Raw genomic sequence first — 20033 nt, forward strand, 5'->3', positions numbered from 1 at the left:
TTCCCGGAATACATGAGTAGGGAGAAAAAAAGAAATCATGTATCCCATCAGGCTCCTGGAAGACATGAGTTGGGATAAAAAGGAAATTAATGTATCCCATCAGGCTCCTGCGATACATGACTAGGAAGAATAAAAGAAATCATGTATCCATTGTGGGGATACATGACTCGGCTGCACGTTGATGTGTCATTAACTTTTTTCAAGCCTTACCGTTTTTAGAAAGTCCTCTTCACTTTTTCCCAGAACGAGTTTTCCCCTTAAATTCCCAGTTTTAATTTTGCCGCTCAGTTTGGCTTCAATTTTTTTTAGATGCTGAGACACTCCACCAAAGAGTGTATTTTTCAGCTCTCCGGTCTCTTCTCTCTCTCCCGCAAACTATACAAATATCGCTCCAGCTTTTCTTTAATCTCTTCGTTCTTAAGCGCAAACTCGATTGAAGCCTGAAGAAAGCCGAATTTATCCCCGGTATCATAGCGATTGCCTTCTATCAGATATGAATACATGGGACCTTTTTTCAGAAGCTGCGAAAGAGCTTCAGTCAGCTGGATTTCTCCAGAAAAGTCAGGCTGAAGGGACTCCAGTACAGTAAATATCTCTGGTGTAAGAACATAGCGCCCGATGATAGCCTGATTGGTCGGAGCAGAGTCCTTCGAAGGCTTTTCGACCAGCTGCTCGATTTTACAAAGATTGCCTGCTTTGAAGGAATAGTCGATGATCCCGTATTTGGAAACGTCCTCCCAGGGAACTTCCTTTGCACCGATCATGCACGTTCCAGTTTCTTTGAATTGGCTGATCATCTGCAAGAGAGCAGGGGTACCGGAATCAACCAGGTCATCACCGAGGAGGACAGCAAAAGGCTCATTCCCGATGAATTGTTTTGCACAAAGAACTGCGTGCCCGAGTCCCAATGGTTCCTTTTGCCTTACATAATGGATTGAAGCAAGATTCGAAGCTGCTTCCACTTTTTCTAAGAGTTCGGTTTTGCCGGTTTTCTTCAGTATCAGTTCAAGTTCGATAGACTTATCGAAATGGTCTTCAATTGCACGTTTGTTTCTTCCCGTAATGATGATAATATCCTCAATGCCGGAAAGAATGGCTTCCTCCACGATGTATTGGATGGCAGGCTTGTCGGCAACCGGCAGCATTTCCTTTGGCTGGGCTTTGGTGGCGGGCAGAAAACGGGTGCCAAGACCGGCCGCCGGAATGACCGCTTTTCTGATCATGCTTGATACCTCCCAGCAGAATTTTAGCTGAATTAAGTGCACTCAACTGAACATATGAACAGGGACAAACGGGATATGCACCTTTTAATCAGGAAAAAAAGGAATAGTTCTCCTGATGCCCGCACAATTTAATACCAATGCAAGAGTTGGCGGGGTGTATGAATTGACCGGAAATCTATTCCTGAAAGACCGAAAAAATATCATCATGGCGCTTGCTGCCATTGCCTTGTATGTAAGTCCCTTATTCATTCTCGGGGAAGATGCGCATATACGAGTCCATGACAACCTGGATTCTAACCTGGCATGGTATAAAGTCCTCAGAGAAAGCGGGCAGACTTATGGAACGGCAGAGGCTGTCATCCCGCAGGTCATCAACGGCCTGCCGCGCAATGCCTTTGGCACTGAACTCAGCGGCATCGTTTGGCTGTTTTCTATTTTTCCGACCATGACAGCCTATGCCCTTAATCAGCTCCTTACAAGATGTGCTGCATTCATGGGCATGTATCTTTTGCTGAAAACTCATTTTATCAGATCACCTGAATGGTCAGCCATCAGGGTGGGGGCAGCACTTGCATTCGCGCTGACTCCATTTTGGCCATCCGGAATGCTGAGCACTCTCGGTATGCCCCTTGCCTTATGGGCATTTTTGAATATACGGAAGGGGAAGTCAGACTGGAAAAGCTATCTGGCCCTCACCCTGCTTCCTTTTTACTCCAGCTTTGTTCTCGGATTTTTCTTCTTCCTTGCAGCAATGGGAGGATTATGGCTGGTTGACCTTTTCAGGGGAAAAGGCACAAATCTGCGATTTCTTGCGGCTATTGCAGGCATGACATTTTTATATCTGCTGGTTGAATACCGCCTTGTCCACTCATTTCTTTTTCTGGAAGAAGACAACAGCCGTGATGAATATTTTCATGCACGGCTTACGTTCGCCCATTGCGTAAGGCTTGCCTTTAAAAACTTTGTTCTGGGCCATACCCATGTCATGACAGTTCACGGGCTCATTATCCTGCCTGTCACCCTTTATGCTTTATTCCTTGTCTGGAAGAATAAAAGCTGGAGGCAGGAGCGAATTTACGTATGTTTGTTTGCCTTTAATTTTCTTCTGTCCTTCTGGTACGCTTTCTGGTTTTATAAAGGATGGCTTCCATTGACAGAGCGGTTTCATTTTATGGACACCTTCAATTTTGCCAGGTTTCACTTTTTGCGGCCGCTTGTCATATATATAGGATTTGCGCTCGCTTTAAGGATCGTCTGGACATCGTCGAAAAGCAGAAAAAGCATCCTTGCCGTCATTATCGCTCAGATTCTTTTGCTTGGAGCTTTCAATGACGAAATTATTTACAGCAGAAAGCCCTCGGTGAAAGAATTCTACGCAGAAAGTTTATTCGAAGAAATAGGAAATTACATAGACAGGCCAAAGGAGGATTACCGGGTTGCAAGCATAGGCATCCATCCGGCAATTGCCCAGTATAACGGCTTTTATACGCTGGACACGTATAATAATTTCTACCCGCTCACCTATAAGCACCAGTTCAGGAAAATAATTGCGGAGGAATTGGCAAAAAATAAGACCATTCGCCGCTATTTTGATGAATGGGGAGGGAGATGCTATATCTTTACAGCAGAACTGGGGAAGCATTATATGTTCAAAAAAACTTCTGATAAAAAGCTCAAAAATCTCAAATTGGATACTGCTGTTTTCAAAGAAATGGGAGGTGAATATTTTTTTTCTGCCGTGCCGATTATGAACAGCATGGAAAACGGTCTGGAGCTGGAGAGAGAATTCACATCCGGGGATGCTGCCTGGAAGATTTATTTGTATAAGGCAATATAGACATCTAGGAGGAAGCAGAATGACTGAAACTATATTAACTATCGTTGTACCCTGCTATAACGAAGAAGAGATGCTGGCATATACGATGGCGGAACTTGGCAGGCTTCTGGAGGACCTTGAAACTGAAGGACTGATTTCCAGCTCGAGCAAGCTTCTGTTTGTTGATGACGGGAGCAGGGATAGGACATGGAATCTCATCCATAAAGAAAGCCTGAAATCTGAACGGGTGACAGGGCTTAAGCTGTCCAGGAACTCAGGGCACCAAAATGCCCTTTTAGCAGGAATTTTCACCAGCATGAAATCTTCGGACTGCATTGTCACGATCGATGCAGACCTTCAGGATGATCCCTGTGCCATCAGGGAATTTCTGGTTAAATATCATGAAGGCTGTGATATAGTCTACGGAGTTAGGAGTAAAAGGGAAAAGGATACTTTTTTCAAACGGGCGACTGCCCAGGGTTTTTATAAACTGATGGCAAAGCTTGGCGCCAGCCTGGTCTATAATCATGCTGATTTCCGCCTCTTAAGCAGGCGCGCTGCCGAGGAGCTGGCACATTTTGGGGAGGCAAATATGTTCCTGAGAGGCATTATACCCCTGATCGGCTTCCGCTCAGACCAGGTCATGTATGAGCGGAAAGAGCGGATGGCCGGGGAGACGAAGTATCCGCTGAAAAAAATGCTATCCTTTGCCCTTGATGGATTGACTTCCTTTTCGGTGACACCGATCCGGCTCGTTTTAATGGCAGGTCTTGTATCTTCTGTAATCAGCATCCTTTTTGGGACTTATTTTCTTTTTCTAAAGTTTACCGGCAGCACTGAAGCCGGCTGGACATCTCTCATTTCATCCATCTGGCTCATAGGCGGAGTGCAGCTTACCGCAATAGGAATGATCGGGGAATATATAGGGAAGATCTACAAAGAAACTAAAAGGCGGCCAAAATTCATAGTCGAAATTGATACCTACACACTGCCTGCGTCACTTCAGCTGAAAAACAGGGAGATGGAGCAGGATGAAGGATTCAGCATCAAGTATCGCCAGCTTCCTGAAACCAACTGATACACTTGTCCGGTTCCTCCTTGTCGGCCTAATCAATACACTGATCGGGCTAGGCAGCATTTATATTCTACTGTTGGCAGGGACAGGGTACTGGTTCTCCACGCTCCTCGGAAATGCTGCTGGTGCTGTGACAAGCTATTTTCTTAATAAAGCTTATACATTTAAAAGCTCACAGCCTTTTATAAAAAGCGGTCTTCTCTTTGCGAGCCTTGCGGCAAGCTGCTATTTTATTTCCTACAGCCTATCAAAGAAGCTGGTATTGATTTTGGACAATCATCTGGCATTCTATCCAGAAACGGCGGCAGTCCTGTTGGGAACTGTATTATATACAGTGTTGAATTATTTGGGACAGAAATATATTGTATTTAAAAGGTAGGCAGCTTCCATTAATAAGCTGTCTATTTTTTTCCCTTATATAACTCCCTGAATGTTTTGATAATTATGGTAATATTAAGTGAGGGAAAGGAGGACTACATGAAACCATATTCGCTTATTATTTTTGACCTTGATGGGACCCTTTCAGATCCATATCCGGGAATAGCACGCTCGATCAGGTATGCTTTAGAAAAGATGGGGCGGCCTGTTCCGCCCGTGGAGATTCTCAAACTTTTCATCGGCCCGCCTCTTCACCATTCCTTTCAGGAACATTGCCTTTTCAGCAGAGAGGAAGCAGACGAAGCGGTGCAGTTTTACAGGGAGAGATACACAGAAAAAGGATTATATGAAAACGAATTATATCCCGGAATATCAGAATTGCTTTTATCATTAAAAGAAAAAGACTGCAAACTGTGCGTCGCCACCTCAAAGCCTATAGCGTTTGCTGAAAGAATTTTATCTCATTTTCAAATCTCACATATTTTTGATTACATAGAAGGTGCTTCGCTTGATGGCAGCTATTCGGATAAAAAGGATATCATATCATCCGTGCTTCTGCATTTCAGGGAATATGAAAAGAAAAATATTTTAATGATTGGTGACCGGAAATATGATGTGATCGGCGCAAATCACTCAGGCATTGATTCAGCTGCTGTCCTTTACGGATATGGTACCGAGGATGAATTCTTTCAATCTGCTGATGCATCGCCGACTTATTTGATTCGGACGGTTGAAGAACTATATAGCAGCTTCGGTGTTGAAAGAAAATTTAACATAAAGCAGAGGTGTGAAAGTGATGTTCATAGTAAATGTTGAAGGAGCAGTCCACAGAGGAGGTAAATGGCTGATCGGAAAAAGAAGCAGCCAGGAAAGCCATGCCGGGGGAATGCTGGCTCTGATCGGAGGCAAGGCGGAGAAGGAAGGTCATTCCACAGATGTTTTGGAAAGAACAGTAAAAAGAGAAATCCTGGAGGAAACAGGTGTACTGATTAAAGATGGAATGGAGTATGTATGCAGCAGTTCTTTCATTACGGATGACGGATATCATGTGATTGACATTGTTTTTCTGTGTGAATACAAAAGCGGTGAAGCCAGTCCAGTTTGTCCTGATGAAAACGAGGAAGTGATGTGGATGAGCATCAGAGAAATCCTTGAACAGCCGGATGCACCTGAATGGCTGACGCGGAGCCTTACGGCTGCAGAAGATTTATTGCGGAAAAAAGAAATGTCTAAAAGAGGCAGGCGGATTTAGCAGTGAAAGAGAGCTATTCTCATATCAAAGGAGGTGGACCTGATGGAATTTAAAGTAAATGGTGAGAGTATTTTTGAAAGCATCAGTGAGGCGGCAAGAATCGCAGGGGGAAGCCATAGTGCCGCTGGCAAACTCGTTATGATAGAAGCACACAGCGGAGGCCTTTCTGTCTCTTCCGGAAACGGGGACCGCTCTGTGATCTTTGAACACCCATTGATAAACTGCAGGGATTCTGGCCTGGATATATTGGAATATGGAAAGCTGGCAGCTGATGGAAGAATGCTTTCTGAAGTCATCAGGAAAATACCTGGCCGTTTAAGCATCAAAGCTTCCACTTCACATAAAATCCTGATTAATTCAATGGACAAGCAGATTTCCGCAGCGATTGCGGGTTTCCCGCTAGACCAGTTTCCTGATAGAGCACATGTAGAGTTTCCTTATATATATCCATTGGAAGCATCTGATCTTGCAGCAGGATTGAGGAATACAGCTGCATCTGCGGCCAAAACAAGCTCAAGGCCAATCCTGGAAGGCATCAATCTGGCATTTGATGAAAACGGGCTGACATTCACGGCGACAGATTCAAGCCGGCTTGCCATGTGGAAAGCTGACGGCTCTGCTGGGTTCAGCCAGTCATTTACTCTCCCGGCAAGAAATGCAGCAGAATTGCTCAAATTGATAGGCAAGTCACCAAGTGGAGAAGCAGCCATTTATATATCTGATTCACAGGCCGTATTCGCCACATCAACATTCCGTTTCTGCTCTTCGCTTTTGACCGGCAGATTTCCCTCTTCTGAGAAACTGAAGCCGGAAGGGTGCAAAACAGAGTTAGTCATCAATAGGAAGCACCTTCTTCAAGGTGTCAAGCGGACAATGATATTTGCTGGAGAAAAAAGAAGCTCTCTTGTTTCCATCCAAGCCAAGGATGAAAACTCCATCACTATATCTTCCCCAGTGTCTGAAATGGGCATGATCGAGGAGGTGCAGGAATTGCAGAGCATCAGAGGAGAAACAGAAGCTTCAGCAGTAATAAATGGGAGTTATCTGGCGGATGCGCTGATAGGAACAGAGTCAGAATATATTAAAATAAGGCTTTATGGGACAATGAAGCCAATCCTAATCTCTTCCCCTGGGGAGGCAAACTATTTTCACCTTATTTCTCCTGTCAGGACTGCATCAGGGATGTTCCTTGGCAAGGGACAGGTTCAGAATCAAGATTAAAACTGAAAGGTGAGAAAATCAAATCTGAAGGGGATCTGAATACTAGTAGAATATTATTAAAAGAGGGAAATCTGTTGCGCTGTATCAAGTAATCCAGCTGGAAAACGGCCAAAGCGGGGAGGGCTAAGCAAAGGTATTTCCTCCCATCCAGGCTTTTTAGCTGAAAGGAGGCATACCGCGGCCGATTTCCTTAATGATGCTGGTAATGGATTCAATATCCTGCGCTTCAAGTCCGAACGCATTTTTAATCTTTTTTTCTATATTGTCTGAAACATTGCGTTTCCCGATTTCAATCAAAGCAACCAGTGAAAAGCTGCAATTAATCATTTTGGCGAATTCACGCTGTGAAAGATTATAATTCTTTCTGATAAACTTAATGATTTCTTTATCCAAGGTTAAATCTCCTTTTTTCTTTTATTTTCATATTATAAAAGAAAGTGAAGAACATCACTAGTGAAATATAAAAATAAAAGAAGGAAGGAGAAGAAAAAAGCGGCTTTTGAGTTAAAGCGGCTGCTTGGCTGGCTGATCTGCGCGTGGTATCCGGCTATAGACAAACCACATGTTCAGAAACTCGACTTTGAGCTTCTCGCCGGGCTTCAATTTTTCAGTTTCATTGACCACAACAAGCTTCTGACCTTCCAATTCCACTGTTTTCTCATCCACTGCGTCAGCGATATAAACCTTGAAAATAACTTTATTGAACCAATATGGATTCAGCCCGCCTTTAATATCAAGGATATTCTTCATCTTAAAGCCTCCTTCCTGTATGCATGTAAAATCTGATTATTTGAAAATTTAAACAATTACAAGAATACTTCATATATTAATTGAATACCCGATTAGATCATATAAAAACCAGTAAAACTGATGAATTGAATAGAACATACGTTCTGTAATATACTAAAGTATGGACGGGAAACAACTTTTCCTGCCTGGAGCTTAATCTGTACTTAGAGGAAGGATCATATGAAAAAATGCCTTTATTGCCAGGCAGCGGGGGACCTGATCCCCCTCAAGGAGTGGAACAGGGACCGGACGATTTATTATTGCAGCAAGCATTATGAACAGGTGCTTAAGTTCCAGGAGAGAGAACAAAGGGAATTTGTCGACTATTTCAGACAGCACCCTAAGCTGCTGGAGTATCTCAGCAGCAAAAGTCTTGAACTTTATGAAAAGCTCGAAAAAGAGAAAGGAGGACCGGCATGACAAAACGATTTTTCAGAATATGCTCTTTTCCTGCCTGATGGAATGAGATATAATGCATTATAGTATTAATTACATAACGTAACCACAAGGGGAGCTTAATGCTGAGAGTGAACTTTTGTTCTGACCCTTTGAACCTGTTAGATAATTCTAGCGCAGGGATGTGGATGGATGGGTGAAGGTATGCCCGCTTCCTGATCAGTTCTTCCTTGAGGTTTGCGTTAATTCGGACAAAAGGGGAGAATTTTTTATGAAAAAATTAGGGCTGGTTGCCTTGATTGAAGCATCTTTTTTTGCAGCATTCGCTGTTATTCTTGATCTGCTTCCTTCTATTAAACTAACGCCTGCAATATCCATTTCCATTGCAATGGTGCCCATCTTCATACTTTCATTGCGATGGGGCTGGAAAGCGGGCTTCATTTCCGGATTCTTATGGGGGATTCTCCAGATTGTCATGGGCGACGCCTGGATAGTGACGCCCCTGCAGACTTTCATTGAATACTTCGTTGCTTTCGCCTTTATTGGCTGTGCCGGCTTCTTAGCTCTTGCCCTCCAAAAAAGCCTTGCTGAAGGCAAGAAGGGTAAGGCTCTGGGATGGGCAGCTGCAGCCATTTTCCTTGGCAGTGCGGGCAGATATTTCTGGCACTTTCTTGCAGGTATGATTTTCTTTGGAAGCTATGCACCTGAAGGGATGTCTCCTTTTGTATATTCTCTCATGATTAATGGGATAACGATGCTCGGGTCAGCTGTCTTATGTACAGCCGTATTGTGGCTCCTCCTTTCTGCAACGCCGCGCCTGGTACAGAGGAAACAGGTATATTCCGCTGCGGAAGAGCATAAATTGGCGAACTGATAACCATGTGCACAAAGCAGTCCCTTCTGGCGAATCGGCCAGAAGCGACTGCTTTTGTTTTTAAAAAAGGGAAATTGAAGAGAATTGCTGAAAAATGCTTTCATTCGACAAATTTTGGTATATAATAAGTTACGCTATTATACTAAAGTGATAAACTGGCCTACAAGGCTTAACTTCTAGAGGTACATCGACTATTAATATAGTAAAGGAGATTGAAATGACAGATAAGTTTATTATCCGCTTTGAAGATGTTACAAAACAATATGACAATGACAGTCCGGTTCTGGACGCCGTCAGCTTTGATATAGAAAGGGGAAAGTTCTACACGCTCCTTGGTCCTTCAGGCTGCGGAAAAACGACCATCCTGCGCCTGATTGCGGGTTTCATCGAACCGACAGAAGGATCCATTTTCTTCAATGGACAAAAAATCAATAAAGTGCCTGCCAACAGGAGGCAGGTCAATACCGTGTTCCAGGACTATGCACTTTTCCCGCATTTGAATGTATTTGAAAACGTGGCATTCGGATTGCGCATCAAAAAAATGAAAAACCAGGAAATCAATGAGCAGGTGAAAGAGGCGCTCAAGTTTGTCAACCTGGAAGGATATGAACAGAGGGAAATCAAAGAGATGTCAGGAGGGCAGAGGCAGCGTGTCGCGATTGCGAGGGCGATTGTCAATAAACCGGAAGTCATCCTGCTGGATGAGCCCCTTTCTGCACTGGACCTGAAGCTGCGTACAGAAATGCAGTACGAGCTGCGGGAGCTTCAGAGAAGGCTTGGCATTACGTTTATATTTGTCACCCATGACCAGGAAGAGGCGCTTGCTCTTTCTGATGAAATCTTTGTGCTGAACAAAGGCCGGATTGAGCAGAGCGGAACGCCAACTGATATTTATGATGAGCCTGTCAACCGGTTTGTGGCCGACTTCATCGGTGAGTCCAACATCGTCGAAGGGACCATGCTAACCGATTATCAGGTTGAATTTGCAGGCAGGAAATTTGAATGTGTAGACGCCGGCTTCGATTTGAATGAAAGGGTTGAAGTGGTCATCAGGCCGGAGGATATGGAAATTACTCCGAGCGAGCAGGGCAAACTTCAGGTACGTGTAGATTCACAGCTATTCAGGGGAGTTCATTATGAAATTTCCTGCTTTGATAAAGATGGGAATGAATGGCTTGTCCATTCTACACGAAAGGCAAAAGTAGGGGATGAAATAGGCCTTCATTTTGATCCGGAAGCCATCCATGTCATGAGGCCGGGAGAATCTGAGGAAGAATTTGACCGCAGGCTGGAGGCTTATCAAGAGGAAAGCCATGAGAACTAATCAGACACGCAACCTGTATCTGATCCCATATTTGCTGTGGATCGTTTTATTTGTCGTGACCCCTTTGTTTTTGGTGCTGTATTATTCATTTTTTGATATAGAAGGGCAGTTCACATTCGGGAACTACCAGAAATTTTTCACGCCCGTTTACCTGAAAATGACTTTGAGCTCTTTCTGGTATGCGTTCCTGATCACTGCCTTTTCTTTACTGATTGCCTATCCGACTGCCTACCTTCTTACGAAGACCAGGCATAAGCAGCTCTGGCTTCTGATGATCATCATTCCTTCCTGGATCAATCTGCTGCTCAAGGCTTATGCTTTTCTCGGCATTTTTGGAACTTACGGGGCAGCCAACAGCTTCCTTGAGGTGATCGGAATAGGTTCAAGGCAGATTCTGTTTACCGATTTCAGTTTTGTTTTTGTATCGGTATACATCTTCCTGCCTTTTATGATTTTGCCGATTTTCAATTCGCTCAACGAATTGAATTCATCGCTCATCGATGCATCCAATGATTTGGGGGCATCACCCTGGACTACTTTTACACGGGTTATTTTCCCGCTGACGCTGGATGGCGTCAAATCCGGCTGCCAGGTTGTATTCATCCCTGCACTTTCCCTCTTCATGCTTACCCGCCTGATTGCAGGGAACAGGGTCATCACCCTGGGCACGGCCATAGAACAGCATTTCCTTGTCACTCAGGATTGGGGGATGGGCTCCACCATTGCCGTATTCCTGATCCTTACGATGGTGATCATCATGCTGCTGACCGGAAATCGCAGGAGGGGGGCATAGCATGGGGAAATTATCTAAATGGTCATCACTTTATCTGATCCTTGTATTTTTTGTTCTTTATGCGCCAATATTTTATCTAATGTTTTATTCTTTTAACAGCGGCGGGACAATGTCACATTTCGAAGGGTTCACGCTGGACTGGTATAAAGAGCTTTTTGCTGATGCAAGGCTATTGATAATAGTGCTGAACACCATCATCATTGCCCTGTTGTCGGCTGCCATATCAACGATCATCGGAGTGGCCGGTGCACTTGCCATTTTTTATGTAAGAAAGCGGCAGGTCAAGAGCACACTCTTATCTTTGAACAATATTCTGATCGTCAGCCCCGATGTTATCATCGGTGCTTCCTTCCTGATTTTGTTTACGATGATCGGAATCAAGCTCGGATTTACATCGGTCCTGCTCTCTCACATTGCTTTCTGCGTTCCGATTGTAGTTATAATGGTGCTGCCTAAAATCCAGGAAATGAGCCCTACACTTGTGGACGCTGCGAGGGATCTAGGGGCAAGCCGCTTTGATGTTCTGTCCAAGGTCGTTCTGCCATATATCACACCAGGCATTTTTGCGGGCTTTTTTATGGCCCTAACCTATTCACTTGATGATTTTGCAGTTACTTTCTTTGTAACAGGGAATGGCTTCACCACTTTATCGGTTGAAATCTACTCTCTGGCCCGGCGCGGGGTTTCGCTGAACATCAATGCACTTTCCACGCTGCTGTTCCTGTTCACACTTATACTGGTGATCGGCTATTATTTCATCACCCAGAAAAATGCGAAGCCGACTGGAATGGGGGTCAAAAAATGAAACAGCTCTGTAAAGCCCTGCTGGTCATTGCTGTCATTTCTGCACTTCTGCTGTATGCAGTCTCCCGGCTTAATTCCTCACAAGGCTATTCCAGCGGAAATACGCTGACGGTCTTTAACTGGGGAGACTATATCGATGCAGAACTCGTGGACCGCTTTGAAAAAGAAACAGGCATCAAGGTGATTTATGAAACCTTTGACAGCAATGAAGCCATGATGACCAAGATTGAACAGGGCGGGACAGCCTACGATATAGCGGTTCCGTCTGAATATGCAATTGAAAAAATGAAAGAAGAAGATTTGCTTTTACCGGTAGACCATTCAAAAATTCCAAACTTGAAATATATCGACCCGAGGTTCATGGACTTGGCATTCGATCCAAAAAATGAATACTCTATCCCTTATTTCTGGGGGACGGTCGGCATAGCCTATAACACAGATCTGCTTGGGGACAAAGAAATTACAAGCTGGAATGACCTTTGGGATGAAGATCTGCGAAACCAGATTCTCCTAATTGATGGTGCAAGGGAAGTTATGGGAATGGGCTTGAATTCCCTCAATTATTCCCTTAATGATCAAAATAAGAAGCATCTGAGGGAAGCGAAGGAAAAGCTTGATACCCTTACTCCGAATATCAAAGCCATTGTCGGGGATGAAATCCGGATGCTGCTTGAAAACGATGAAGCAGCCATAGGTGTTGTCTGGTCAGGAACTGCTTCAGAGCTGATGTGGAAAAAGGACAATATTGAGTATGTTCTCCCTGAGGAAGGGACGAACCTGTGGTTTGATAATATGGTCATTCCAAAAACGGCAAAAAACGTGGATGCCGCCCACCAGTTCATGAACTTCATGCTTGATCCGGAAGTCGCTGCCCAGAATACCGAATATGTAGGCTATTCGACGCCGAATAAAGAGGCGCTGAATTACCTGCCGGAGGAAATTGTCAGTGACAAGCGCTTCTATCCGGACCCGGAAATGACCGAAAAGCTGGAAGTGTACGAGAACCTTGGGAAAAAAATGCTCGCACATTATAATGAACTGTTTTTGGAATTCAAAATGCATAGTAAATAATAGCAGCGGCTGGAGGAGTCTCCGGCCGCTTTTTTGCATTCTAGCATGATTTCCGTCCTGTCAGGGGATCCTAGTCTTAAAAACAGGAGGAGGCAGTCATGTATTATATCAGCGGAAACATCATTTCAGGGGAATATGATGATCAGGCAGAACATTTTTCCATCAGCATGATCAAACACTTTAAGACTCAGTCCATTTTGACCAAGGATCAGGCTATCCAGCTTCTTGACTACCTCTACAGGCATAGGGACGAAGAGGGAGGCCAGGTCATCACCTTGAATGACCAGATGCCGCTGCGCATCTCTTCCGAGGAGATCAATTCCCTGATACTTGATCTTGAAAAGATTGAATCCCATTTTTAATGTTCTCCGAAATCTATATCCGATAATGATAGAATATGATATGATTTCTTTAATTGAATAAATGCTTTATGGTGCTTTGCAGCATGCTGCAAGCTTAAAAGGGAAGCCGGTTGAATTCCGGCGCGGTCCCGCCACTGTAATGCGGAGGCTCCTCCCTCGATGCCACTGTTCCTTAGCGGACGGGAAGGCGGAAGGAGTCTGTGATGCTGAGCCAGGAGACCTGCCATAAAGAAGTACACAACCGTCCTACGGGTGATAGGAGAGTGATGCGCTTTTAATATGGCAAAGTTTTGTTATTTGTTAAATTTTTTATGTGCAGGCATCCTCTATGAAGGATGCCTTTTATTTTTTTCATACAATAAGCCCGAGGAGTGAAACCTATGAAAAAAGCTTATCCAGCAGACCGTTCCCGCACCATTCAGACCAGGCTGGTGCTTCCGCCGGATACAAACCATCTTCAGACAATTTTCGGCGGCAAAGTGCTATCCTATATTGATGAAATTGCTGCCATTACTGCAATGAAGCATTCCGGCAGCATGGTAGTTACAGCTTCGATCGACTCTGTGGATTTCCTGTCTTCAGCTTCAGTCGGTGACGCCCTTACTCTTGAAGCCTTTGTTGCCTCAACAGGGAGAACCTCCATGGAAGTCTATGTGAAAGTGCATGCAGCCAATCTTTTAACAGGGATTCGAACGCTGACGACCGAATCCTTTTTAACCATGGTTGCCGTGGATGAAAACGGCAAGCCCATTCCAGTATCCGGGGTGCTGCCTCATTCTGAGGAAGAAATCAGGCTGTTTGCTTCAGCAGGGGCACGAAAGGAGCATAGAAAAAACAGAATGCTTATACGATAAAAGGTGGCTTTCAGCCACCTCTGTATTCATGAAATAAGGCACCTTCTTCAGCAGCTATTTCCTACGGGCTGCTTCCAGCCTATCCAGCTCCTCTGGGATCCTTCCTTCTTCTAAGCGGCTGAAAAGGGGGGCGATAGTGCCGAGCCTTTTCTCTGCAGCCCGAACCTCTTTCCATTCCAGCGTATGCGCATTCACCTGCAGCATGTTATTTATCTTCCTGCTGGAGAAAGGGAGGAAGGGGTTCAGAAGCCTTGCCAGATTTTTGATGATGTACACACAGGTCTGCAATGCATCTGCACATTTTTGCGGGTCGCTTTTAATCGTTTTCCAAGGCTGTTCACTGTCAAAATATTTATTGGCCGAGCGTACAAAGGCGAAAATATCCTCAAGCGCTTCTTTTAGCTTTGCGCCTTCGATCTTTTCTCCGGTTTTCTCATATAAATGCTTAATATCCTCCTGTACAGCTTCACTTAATTTTCCATCCGGTATCATGCTGTCATAATATTTTTCGATAAACTTAAAAGTTCTGTTGACCAGATTGCCATATGCCCCAAGCAGCTCACTGTTATGGCTGTAAACGAATTCCCGCCAGGAAAAGTCAGCATCCCTGTTCTCAGGAGCATTGACAGCAAGGAAATACCGGATTGAATCCGGTTCATATCTTTCAAGTATGTCAGGGACCCAGACTGCATAATTCCTGCTTGTTGAAAGCTTCTTTTTCTCTAGTGTAAGATATTCGCCGGAAACCATCCGCGCTGGTTCCCCAGGCAGCCCTATCCCCATTTGAATAGCTGGCCAGATGATGGTATGGAAAGGGATATTGTCTTTCCCATGCACATAATAGGATATAACATCACTACCCCAGAACCTGCTGCCATCCTTGCCGTGCTGGCGGGCCCATTCCCTGCTGGCAGAAAGATAGCCAATCACCGCTTCAATCCATACATAAATTTTTTTCTTCTCCATTCCTTCAATAGGGACTGGCACCCCAACATCCAAATCCCTAGTTGCAGCCCGGTCCAGAAGCCCCTCAGTTAAATATCTTCTTGTCAGGCTGCTGCTGTTGTCCCTCCACAAATGGCGGGAGCGTGCCTCCTCGGACAGCTCTTCAAGCTGCTTCTGAAAATGGCTCAGCCTGAAATAATAATGATCAGTTTCTTTCATTTCCGGCGGTGTCCCGCATATTTTACAGGATTTATCCAGAAGGTCGGCCGGCTCAAGGATGGCTGAGCAGGCATCGCATTGATCCCCGCGTGCTTGGCTGCCGCAGGAAGGGCAGACTCCCTCTACATACCTGTCAGGCAGAAACTGGACACATGTCCGGCAATAAGTTTGTTCTATCGTTCTTGGAACAAGATGGCCATTTTCCAAGAGCGACAGAAATACTTCCTGTACAGTCTGATGATGATGCGGGGCATCTGTCCTTGTATATAAATCATAAGTAAAACCCAGCTGTTCAAAGCTTGCTGCGAAATCCCTGTGATAGCGGTCAGCAATTTCTTTCGCTGATTTGCCTTCATGTTTTGCCCTGATCGCTATGGGTGTTCCGTTGCAGTCGCTCCCGGAAACATACAGGACTTCTTCGCCCTTCATTCTGTAATATCTTGCAAGGATATCTCCGGGCAGCAGACTTGCAATGTGCCCAAGATGAAGGGAACCGTTTGCGTAGGGCCATGCCCCGCCAATAAAAATTGCCATGTTCAATCTCCTCCTCATTTTTCCATTGGCAGATCTTAGGATAAAATAAAAAAGCCCCGTCCTTTTCTATACATATAGAAAAGGACGGGGCTTGCCCGCGGTACCACCTTTATTCGCCTTTCGGCCTCTGCAAGTACGGGGCATATAGATGCCCTTATACTGTGGGTTTGATAACAAGTACCACTACTTGCCGCAGCCTACTGGCGAAGATCGCGTTCAGTACGGGGCTCGGAGACCATTGTTCAAACAGCCGCTTTTGCTTCTTTTCACCTGCCGAAGCTCTCTGGGAAAAACGGATCTGTTTTACTTTTTCTCTTCAATGCCTTTGTATAAGAGTTAATATCTGCCAATGATTTAAAGATTATTATATTCACGGGCAGCATAAATGTCCAGCAAAATTTAACAGGGGAAGGGAAAAAATCTGGCTGTATCAGCATGATGCCCATTGCAAATATTTGACTGTTTAAAAGCAAACCTTTATCATACAAAAGGCAGATAATGATAATATTCATATAGAATAGTCCAGATAAAGGGAAGGCTGATTATGCAGAAAAACCAAATGTTATTTGAATATCTCAGCAATAATTCTCAGAGAATTACTGACAAATGGCTGAGCACCAGGGCAAAAGATAAAGGATCGATTTATTCAGCAGAAGCGGATATAAAGATTGAAAGAATGCTCCGTGAGCAAAATGCCTTCACTAATAAGACCGTTTCGACCATTCTTTTGGATGACCGGTCTTTATTCGAAAAATTGGTCCAGGAATGGGCGAGCACAGTTGCTGAAAGCAGGGCAGATACCGATACTCCGATCTATGAGGTAATATCAGCTTTAGGCAAGGTGAGAGATACATACTGGGAATTTGTGGAGGAATTTGCGAAAAAGAACGATGAGATTGTCAAGGAGGATATCCTCCAGTGGAGTCTGGTCATTCATTCAGCTTTTGACATTCTCACACAGAAATTTGCTGAACAGTATTACAAAATTACCAGAAACAGGCTGAGAGCACAGCAGGATCTCATTCATCAGCTTGGTGCACCGATTATCCCGATCATCGGATCCATTGGCGTTCTTCCTTTGATAGGCGATATTGATACAGAAAGAGCCAAAGCAATATTAGAGAGCGTGCCCCTTCAGTGCACAGAAGCTAAGCTTTCCTATTTGTTTATCGATCTGTCCGGTGTACCGATCGTTGATACAATGGTAGCGCAGCAAATCTATCATATCGTCCAGACGCTGGACTTGCTAGGCATCAAGACCACCATCTCAGGCATCCGCCCGGAAGTTGCCATGACATCTATCCAGCTTGGAATCGACTTCAGCAAAATCAACACACATAGCACATTGAAAAATGCCCTGGCGAAAATGGGGCTGAGCATGAAACCTGAATTATAATTAGAAAATGCACCCTGCTTTTAAGCCTGAGGTGCATTTTTTTATGCAGCAAGAGGCAAGCCGTTAGGCGCGCCCGATGCTCTGAACTCTTCTAGGCTGGCGGAATGATTCCTGCAATAAGAAGGACGAAGAAGATCAAGCCGATGACAGCAAGGACGAGAGATGCAAAAAAGACCGGGCCTTTTCTGAAGAAGAAGGGTTCATCTTTCTGGATGATCCCCGTTTGGGCGCCCACCATGCTGTTGATGTGCCTCTGGGGCGAACCGCCGCTTGTTGAAAAAATAAAAGTGACTGCAGCAAATGCGGCACCAATAAAGAAGAGCACTTCAATAAACCTTACAGAAAAATATGCTGCCACTCCCCATGCGGCCAAAGCTTCAGCTGCTAAAGCAGCTATAAAGACAATCGTATTCCTGCTCATAACTATCACCTCGTCATCTATACGATGAAAGAGCTGAAAATGTTTCATTAAATATTAAAATATTCAAAATGTTATAATGAATATTCCATCATTATGATATGATATACAAAAATCTACTCTAAAAGGAGATCATAATGATTTTACAAGGAGCAGGGAAGCTGTCCATAAATGGGGTTGGGTCTTCGGACGGCGGGAGCTTTGATAAGGTAAGCATCAACGGAAAAGGCACTGTCAATGGCAATATTGAATGCCGCATATTTGATTGCAATGGTTCAGGACAATTCAACGGAGACCTGCTATCTTTTGAAAAAGCTAAAATCAATGGAAATGCGTCGATTGCCGGAAGCTTCTCAGGGGCAGCGCTGTCTATCGACGGGAGCGCAGGCTTTTCCGGCGATGTGGCTGTTGCGGACGAAATTAAGGTAAATGGAAAAGGAAGAATCGGCGGAAGGCTCGCATCCAGAAAAATTATTGTTAATGGCAGGCTTACTGCAGGCGGCGGTGTGGAAACAGAGGAATTTAAATCAAAAGGCCAATTTATAATCGGCAGCCATTTGGCGGCAGAGAGCATAGAGTCTTTTATCATGGGCGAGTGCAAAGTGCAAGAGATGAGAGGAAAAAGCATTCTAATCAGGCAAAAGAAAGACAATCCGCTCAGAGGGCTGCTCCAATCTTTTTTTCCTTCCCGGCTTGAAGCAGCTTTGATAGAAGGTGAAGATATACATCTCGAAAATACGAATGTGAAGATGGTAAGGGGAAATCATATTGTGATAGGTGAAAATGCCATTGCTGATATTGTGGAGTATACAGGATCCCTCAAATATGAGGGGAACGGTACGGCTTTGGAGAGCAGGCAAATATAATCTATTACCTGGAATATACAGCTGACTGGGCGCCTGGAATAGGGCGTCTTTTTATGAGTTCATTTAGTCCTGGTTTTTGAAACAGAAGATAAAACGGTTTAAATGCGGAAAAAAGCAGGGAAAATAAATGATAGCTCCAGAAAATATTTGAACATCCTTCATACTTATAGCATAATATATGTACATATACTCATATAAGGAGGGAATGAAATGGGACACCATCATAATCATGGACACGGACATTCTCACGGACATTCAAGCAACAAACGGGCGCTCTTTCTTTCATTTATCATCATCGCTTCTTTTATGGTCGTTGAAGTTATAGGGGGCATCCTGACAAACAGCCTAGCTCTTTTATCAGATGCCGGCCATATGCTCAGCGACGCTGTCGCCCTGGGACTGAGCTTTTTTGCTATAAAGCTTGGAGAAAAGCAGGCAACTGCAGCAAAATCTTATGGCTATAAGAGATTTGAAATCATTGCAGCTGCATTGAATGGCCTGACGCTGATCGCGATTTCCATTTACATCTTTTATGAGGCCGTCCAAAGGATTATGGACCCGCCGGCAGTCCAAAGCATGGGGATGCTTGCTATCTCGGTTCTCGGCCTTATTGTCAACATCATTGCGGCCTGGATACTGATGAAGGGCGACAAAGATGAGAACCTGAATGTAAGAAGCGCCTTTCTCCATGTACTTGGCGATATGCTGGGCTCTGTAGGTGCCATCACCGCAGCTTTGCTGATTTATTTCTTTAATTGGGGCATTGCAGATCCGATTGCAAGCGTCATCGTTGCCATCCTGATCATTATCAGCGGATGGAGAGTTACAAAGGATTCCTTCCATATATTGATGGAAGGAGCACCTGAACAGATTGACGCCTCCAGCATCCGCAGCTCTCTGGAAGGCATCGCATCTGTAAAAGAAATTCACGATCTCCATATCTGGTCGATCACATCAGGAGTGCCGATGCTCAGCTGCCATATCGCAATTACAGAGGAAGGCCGTCACGATGAAGTCCTTAGGGAAGCACAGACTGCCCTTCATAACCAGTACGGAATCGACCACAGCACCATCCAGGTGGAAAGATATGAAAAAGGCTGCCCAAGTGCGCATGGCACATGCAATTAATGGTGGCTGGCATGCTCGATGGTTTGCAGGAGGATCCCCATCACATGTTCGTCATCATGGGAATAATATAAGGTAGTGCCCTCACGCCTGAATTTAACCAGCCTGAGATTTTTTAAAAACCGCAGCTGATGGGAAACCGTCGATTGAAGCAGAGTAAGTTTTTCAGCAATTTCGTTCACTGAGTGCTCCCCTTGAAAAAGCAGGTTCAGGATTCTGAGCCTGGTCGGATCGGATAATGCTTTAAATGTCTGCGATACAATGAATAAGGTTTCTTCATCCAGATCCTTCATAATGT

General features: G+C 44.5%; 23 protein-coding genes, 2 riboswitches and 1 other annotated feature. Of the genes, 17 read left to right on the forward strand and 6 right to left on the reverse strand.

The window, feature by feature from the left end; all coding sequences use genetic code 11:
• Window positions 1–341: 341 nt before the first annotated feature.
• Window positions 342–1223, reverse strand: coding sequence for a UTP--glucose-1-phosphate uridylyltransferase GalU (galU, locus tag Q9R36_RS00005; protein WP_311224355.1), 882 nt, complete (start codon window positions 1221–1223; stop codon window positions 342–344).
• A 205-nt stretch (window positions 1224–1428) separates the two neighbouring features.
• Here galU and Q9R36_RS00010 point away from each other — a divergent pair, with 205 nt between their 5' ends.
• The 6 genes from Q9R36_RS00010 to dnaN all read left to right on the forward strand — a co-directional run bounded on the left by Q9R36_RS00010 (window position 1429) and on the right by dnaN (window position 6965).
• Complete coding sequence (locus tag Q9R36_RS00010) at window positions 1429–3060, forward strand: DUF6044 family protein (protein WP_129612542.1); 1632 nt, start codon at window positions 1429–1431, stop codon at window positions 3058–3060.
• 19 nt (window positions 3061–3079) lie between these two features.
• Entirely contained in the window at window positions 3080–4117 is a 1038-nt protein-coding gene (locus Q9R36_RS00015; protein ID WP_022543885.1) for a glycosyltransferase family 2 protein, read from the forward strand.
• Entirely contained in the window at window positions 4071–4493 is a 423-nt protein-coding gene (locus Q9R36_RS00020) for a GtrA family protein (RefSeq protein WP_009793701.1), read from the forward strand. The genes Q9R36_RS00015 and Q9R36_RS00020 overlap by 47 nt, the downstream gene beginning before the upstream one ends.
• Window positions 4494–4591: 98 nt before the next feature.
• Window positions 4592–5308, forward strand: coding sequence for an HAD hydrolase-like protein (locus Q9R36_RS00025; RefSeq protein ID WP_148949429.1), 717 nt, complete (start codon window positions 4592–4594; stop codon window positions 5306–5308).
• A complete protein-coding gene (locus tag Q9R36_RS00030) occupies window positions 5289–5744 on the forward strand; it encodes an NUDIX hydrolase (protein ID WP_224950375.1) in 456 nt (151 codons plus the stop codon). Before Q9R36_RS00025 ends, Q9R36_RS00030 begins: the two co-directional genes overlap by 20 nt.
• Before the next feature lie 42 nt (window positions 5745–5786).
• Window positions 5787–6965, forward strand: a complete 1179-nt coding sequence (gene dnaN, locus Q9R36_RS00035; RefSeq protein ID WP_224950373.1) for a DNA polymerase III subunit beta — start codon at window positions 5787–5789, stop codon at window positions 6963–6965.
• Between the two features lie 156 nt (window positions 6966–7121).
• On the opposite strand, the gene Q9R36_RS00040 is transcribed toward dnaN, so the two are convergent.
• Window positions 7122–7358, reverse strand: coding sequence for a helix-turn-helix transcriptional regulator (locus tag Q9R36_RS00040; RefSeq protein ID WP_009793705.1), 237 nt, complete (start codon window positions 7356–7358; stop codon window positions 7122–7124).
• Between the two features lie 111 nt (window positions 7359–7469).
• Entirely contained in the window at window positions 7470–7715 is a 246-nt protein-coding gene (locus Q9R36_RS00045; RefSeq protein WP_311224356.1) for a hypothetical protein, read from the reverse strand.
• A 219-nt stretch (window positions 7716–7934) separates the two neighbouring features.
• Here Q9R36_RS00045 and Q9R36_RS00050 point away from each other — a divergent pair, with 219 nt between their 5' ends.
• The 8 genes from Q9R36_RS00050 (at window position 7935) to Q9R36_RS00085 (ending at window position 14232) form a co-directional block, all read left to right on the forward strand.
• The gene (locus tag Q9R36_RS00050) at window positions 7935–8174 is read left to right on the forward strand and encodes a hypothetical protein (RefSeq protein ID WP_009793707.1); all 240 of its coding nucleotides are present in this window, start codon (window positions 7935–7937) and stop codon (window positions 8172–8174) included.
• Between the two features lie 77 nt (window positions 8175–8251).
• Window positions 8252–8350: riboswitch (TPP riboswitch) on the forward strand.
• Window positions 8351–8421: 71 nt separating this feature from the next.
• Window positions 8422–9024, forward strand: a complete 603-nt coding sequence (gene thiT / locus Q9R36_RS00055; RefSeq protein WP_311224357.1) for an energy-coupled thiamine transporter ThiT — start codon at window positions 8422–8424, stop codon at window positions 9022–9024.
• 217 nt (window positions 9025–9241) lie between these two features.
• Window positions 9242–10348: an ABC transporter ATP-binding protein gene (locus Q9R36_RS00060; protein ID WP_009793709.1), complete on the forward strand. Its 1107-nt coding sequence runs from the start codon at window positions 9242–9244 to the stop codon at window positions 10346–10348.
• The gene (locus Q9R36_RS00065) at window positions 10338–11141 is read left to right on the forward strand and encodes an ABC transporter permease (RefSeq protein ID WP_009793710.1); all 804 of its coding nucleotides are present in this window, start codon (window positions 10338–10340) and stop codon (window positions 11139–11141) included. The genes Q9R36_RS00060 and Q9R36_RS00065 overlap by 11 nt, the downstream gene beginning before the upstream one ends.
• Before the next feature lies 1 nt (window position 11142).
• A complete protein-coding gene (locus tag Q9R36_RS00070; RefSeq protein WP_009793711.1) occupies window positions 11143–11946 on the forward strand; it encodes an ABC transporter permease in 804 nt (267 codons plus the stop codon).
• Window positions 11943–13016, forward strand: a complete 1074-nt coding sequence (locus tag Q9R36_RS00075) for an ABC transporter substrate-binding protein (protein ID WP_311224358.1) — start codon at window positions 11943–11945, stop codon at window positions 13014–13016. The genes Q9R36_RS00070 and Q9R36_RS00075 overlap by 4 nt, the downstream gene beginning before the upstream one ends.
• 98 nt (window positions 13017–13114) lie before the next feature.
• Window positions 13115–13378, forward strand: a complete 264-nt coding sequence (locus tag Q9R36_RS00080) for a hypothetical protein (protein ID WP_148949432.1) — start codon at window positions 13115–13117, stop codon at window positions 13376–13378.
• 52 nt (window positions 13379–13430) lie between these two features.
• Window positions 13431–13620, forward strand: a riboswitch (cobalamin riboswitch).
• Window positions 13621–13758: 138 nt separating this feature from the next.
• Window positions 13759–14232, forward strand: coding sequence for an acyl-CoA thioesterase (locus Q9R36_RS00085; protein ID WP_009793715.1), 474 nt, complete (start codon window positions 13759–13761; stop codon window positions 14230–14232).
• 54 nt (window positions 14233–14286) lie between these two features.
• Here Q9R36_RS00085 and metG read toward each other — a convergent pair whose 3' ends face one another.
• A complete protein-coding gene (gene metG, locus Q9R36_RS00090) occupies window positions 14287–15930 on the reverse strand; it encodes a methionine--tRNA ligase (protein ID WP_009793716.1) in 1644 nt (547 codons plus the stop codon).
• A 77-nt stretch (window positions 15931–16007) separates the two neighbouring features.
• Window positions 16008–16259: a binding site (T-box leader), on the reverse strand.
• A gap of 215 nt (window positions 16260–16474) precedes the next feature.
• Here metG and Q9R36_RS00095 point away from each other — a divergent pair.
• Window positions 16475–17326, forward strand: a complete 852-nt coding sequence (locus Q9R36_RS00095; protein ID WP_009793718.1) for an STAS domain-containing protein — start codon at window positions 16475–16477, stop codon at window positions 17324–17326.
• A 91-nt stretch (window positions 17327–17417) separates the two neighbouring features.
• On the opposite strand, the gene Q9R36_RS00100 is transcribed toward Q9R36_RS00095, so the two are convergent.
• Window positions 17418–17747 carry a hypothetical protein gene (locus tag Q9R36_RS00100; RefSeq protein WP_009793719.1) on the reverse strand — a complete coding sequence of 110 codons (330 nt, stop codon included), beginning with the start codon at window positions 17745–17747 and terminating at the stop codon, window positions 17418–17420.
• Between the two features lie 134 nt (window positions 17748–17881).
• On the opposite strand from Q9R36_RS00100, the gene Q9R36_RS00105 reads away from it, so the two are divergent.
• Window positions 17882–18610: a polymer-forming cytoskeletal protein gene (locus Q9R36_RS00105; RefSeq protein ID WP_311224359.1), complete on the forward strand. Its 729-nt coding sequence runs from the start codon at window positions 17882–17884 to the stop codon at window positions 18608–18610.
• A gap of 210 nt (window positions 18611–18820) precedes the next feature.
• On the forward strand, window positions 18821–19738 hold the full coding sequence (locus Q9R36_RS00110) for a cation diffusion facilitator family transporter (RefSeq protein WP_009793721.1): 918 nt from the start codon (window positions 18821–18823) through the stop codon (window positions 19736–19738).
• On the opposite strand, the gene Q9R36_RS00115 is transcribed toward Q9R36_RS00110, so the two are convergent.
• On the reverse strand, window positions 19735–20028 hold the full coding sequence (locus Q9R36_RS00115; RefSeq protein ID WP_165352571.1) for an ArsR/SmtB family transcription factor: 294 nt from the start codon (window positions 20026–20028) through the stop codon (window positions 19735–19737). The genes Q9R36_RS00110 and Q9R36_RS00115 overlap by 4 nt on opposite strands.
• Window positions 20029–20033 lie beyond the last annotated feature (5 nt).

The sequence above is a fragment of the Bacillus sp. AG4(2022) genome (assembly GCF_031844465.1).
In the GTDB taxonomy this organism is placed as follows: Bacteria; Bacillota; Bacilli; order Bacillales; family Cytobacillaceae; genus Bacillus_AB; species Bacillus_AB infantis.

Bases quoted from the DNA above. Each gene is read 5' to 3' on its own strand.
- thiT (WP_311224357.1), top strand. From the start codon at position 8,422: ATGAAAAAATTAGGGCTGGTTGCCTTGATTGAAGCATCTTTTTTTGCA.
- Q9R36_RS00015 (WP_022543885.1), top strand. From the start codon at position 3,080: ATGACTGAAACTATATTAACTATCGTTGTACCCTGCTATAACGAAGAA.
- Q9R36_RS00025 (WP_148949429.1), top strand. From the start codon at position 4,592: ATGAAACCATATTCGCTTATTATTTTTGACCTTGATGGGACCCTTTCA.
- Q9R36_RS00085 (WP_009793715.1), top strand. From the start codon at position 13,759: ATGAAAAAAGCTTATCCAGCAGACCGTTCCCGCACCATTCAGACCAGG.
- Q9R36_RS00065 (WP_009793710.1), top strand. From the start codon at position 10,338: ATGAGAACTAATCAGACACGCAACCTGTATCTGATCCCATATTTGCTG.
- Q9R36_RS00060 (WP_009793709.1), top strand. From the start codon at position 9,242: ATGACAGATAAGTTTATTATCCGCTTTGAAGATGTTACAAAACAATAT.
- metG (WP_009793716.1), bottom strand. From the start codon at position 15,930: ATGGCAATTTTTATTGGCGGGGCATGGCCCTACGCAAACGGTTCCCTT.
- Q9R36_RS00045 (WP_311224356.1), bottom strand. From the start codon at position 7,715: ATGAAGAATATCCTTGATATTAAAGGCGGGCTGAATCCATATTGGTTC.
- Q9R36_RS00050 (WP_009793707.1), top strand. From the start codon at position 7,935: ATGAAAAAATGCCTTTATTGCCAGGCAGCGGGGGACCTGATCCCCCTC.
- Q9R36_RS00010 (WP_129612542.1), top strand. From the start codon at position 1,429: ATGGCGCTTGCTGCCATTGCCTTGTATGTAAGTCCCTTATTCATTCTC.
- Q9R36_RS00115 (WP_165352571.1), bottom strand. From the start codon at position 20,028: ATGAAGGATCTGGATGAAGAAACCTTATTCATTGTATCGCAGACATTT.
- Q9R36_RS00020 (WP_009793701.1), top strand. From the start codon at position 4,071: ATGAAGGATTCAGCATCAAGTATCGCCAGCTTCCTGAAACCAACTGAT.
- Q9R36_RS00080 (WP_148949432.1), top strand. From the start codon at position 13,115: ATGTATTATATCAGCGGAAACATCATTTCAGGGGAATATGATGATCAG.
- Q9R36_RS00110 (WP_009793721.1), top strand. From the start codon at position 18,821: ATGGGACACCATCATAATCATGGACACGGACATTCTCACGGACATTCA.
- Q9R36_RS00030 (WP_224950375.1), top strand. From the start codon at position 5,289: ATGTTCATAGTAAATGTTGAAGGAGCAGTCCACAGAGGAGGTAAATGG.
- Q9R36_RS00105 (WP_311224359.1), top strand. From the start codon at position 17,882: ATGATTTTACAAGGAGCAGGGAAGCTGTCCATAAATGGGGTTGGGTCT.
- Q9R36_RS00075 (WP_311224358.1), top strand. From the start codon at position 11,943: ATGAAACAGCTCTGTAAAGCCCTGCTGGTCATTGCTGTCATTTCTGCA.
- galU (WP_311224355.1), bottom strand. From the start codon at position 1,223: ATGATCAGAAAAGCGGTCATTCCGGCGGCCGGTCTTGGCACCCGTTTT.
- Q9R36_RS00095 (WP_009793718.1), top strand. From the start codon at position 16,475: ATGCAGAAAAACCAAATGTTATTTGAATATCTCAGCAATAATTCTCAG.
- dnaN (WP_224950373.1), top strand. From the start codon at position 5,787: ATGGAATTTAAAGTAAATGGTGAGAGTATTTTTGAAAGCATCAGTGAG.
- Q9R36_RS00070 (WP_009793711.1), top strand. From the start codon at position 11,143: ATGGGGAAATTATCTAAATGGTCATCACTTTATCTGATCCTTGTATTT.
- Q9R36_RS00100 (WP_009793719.1), bottom strand. From the start codon at position 17,747: ATGAGCAGGAATACGATTGTCTTTATAGCTGCTTTAGCAGCTGAAGCT.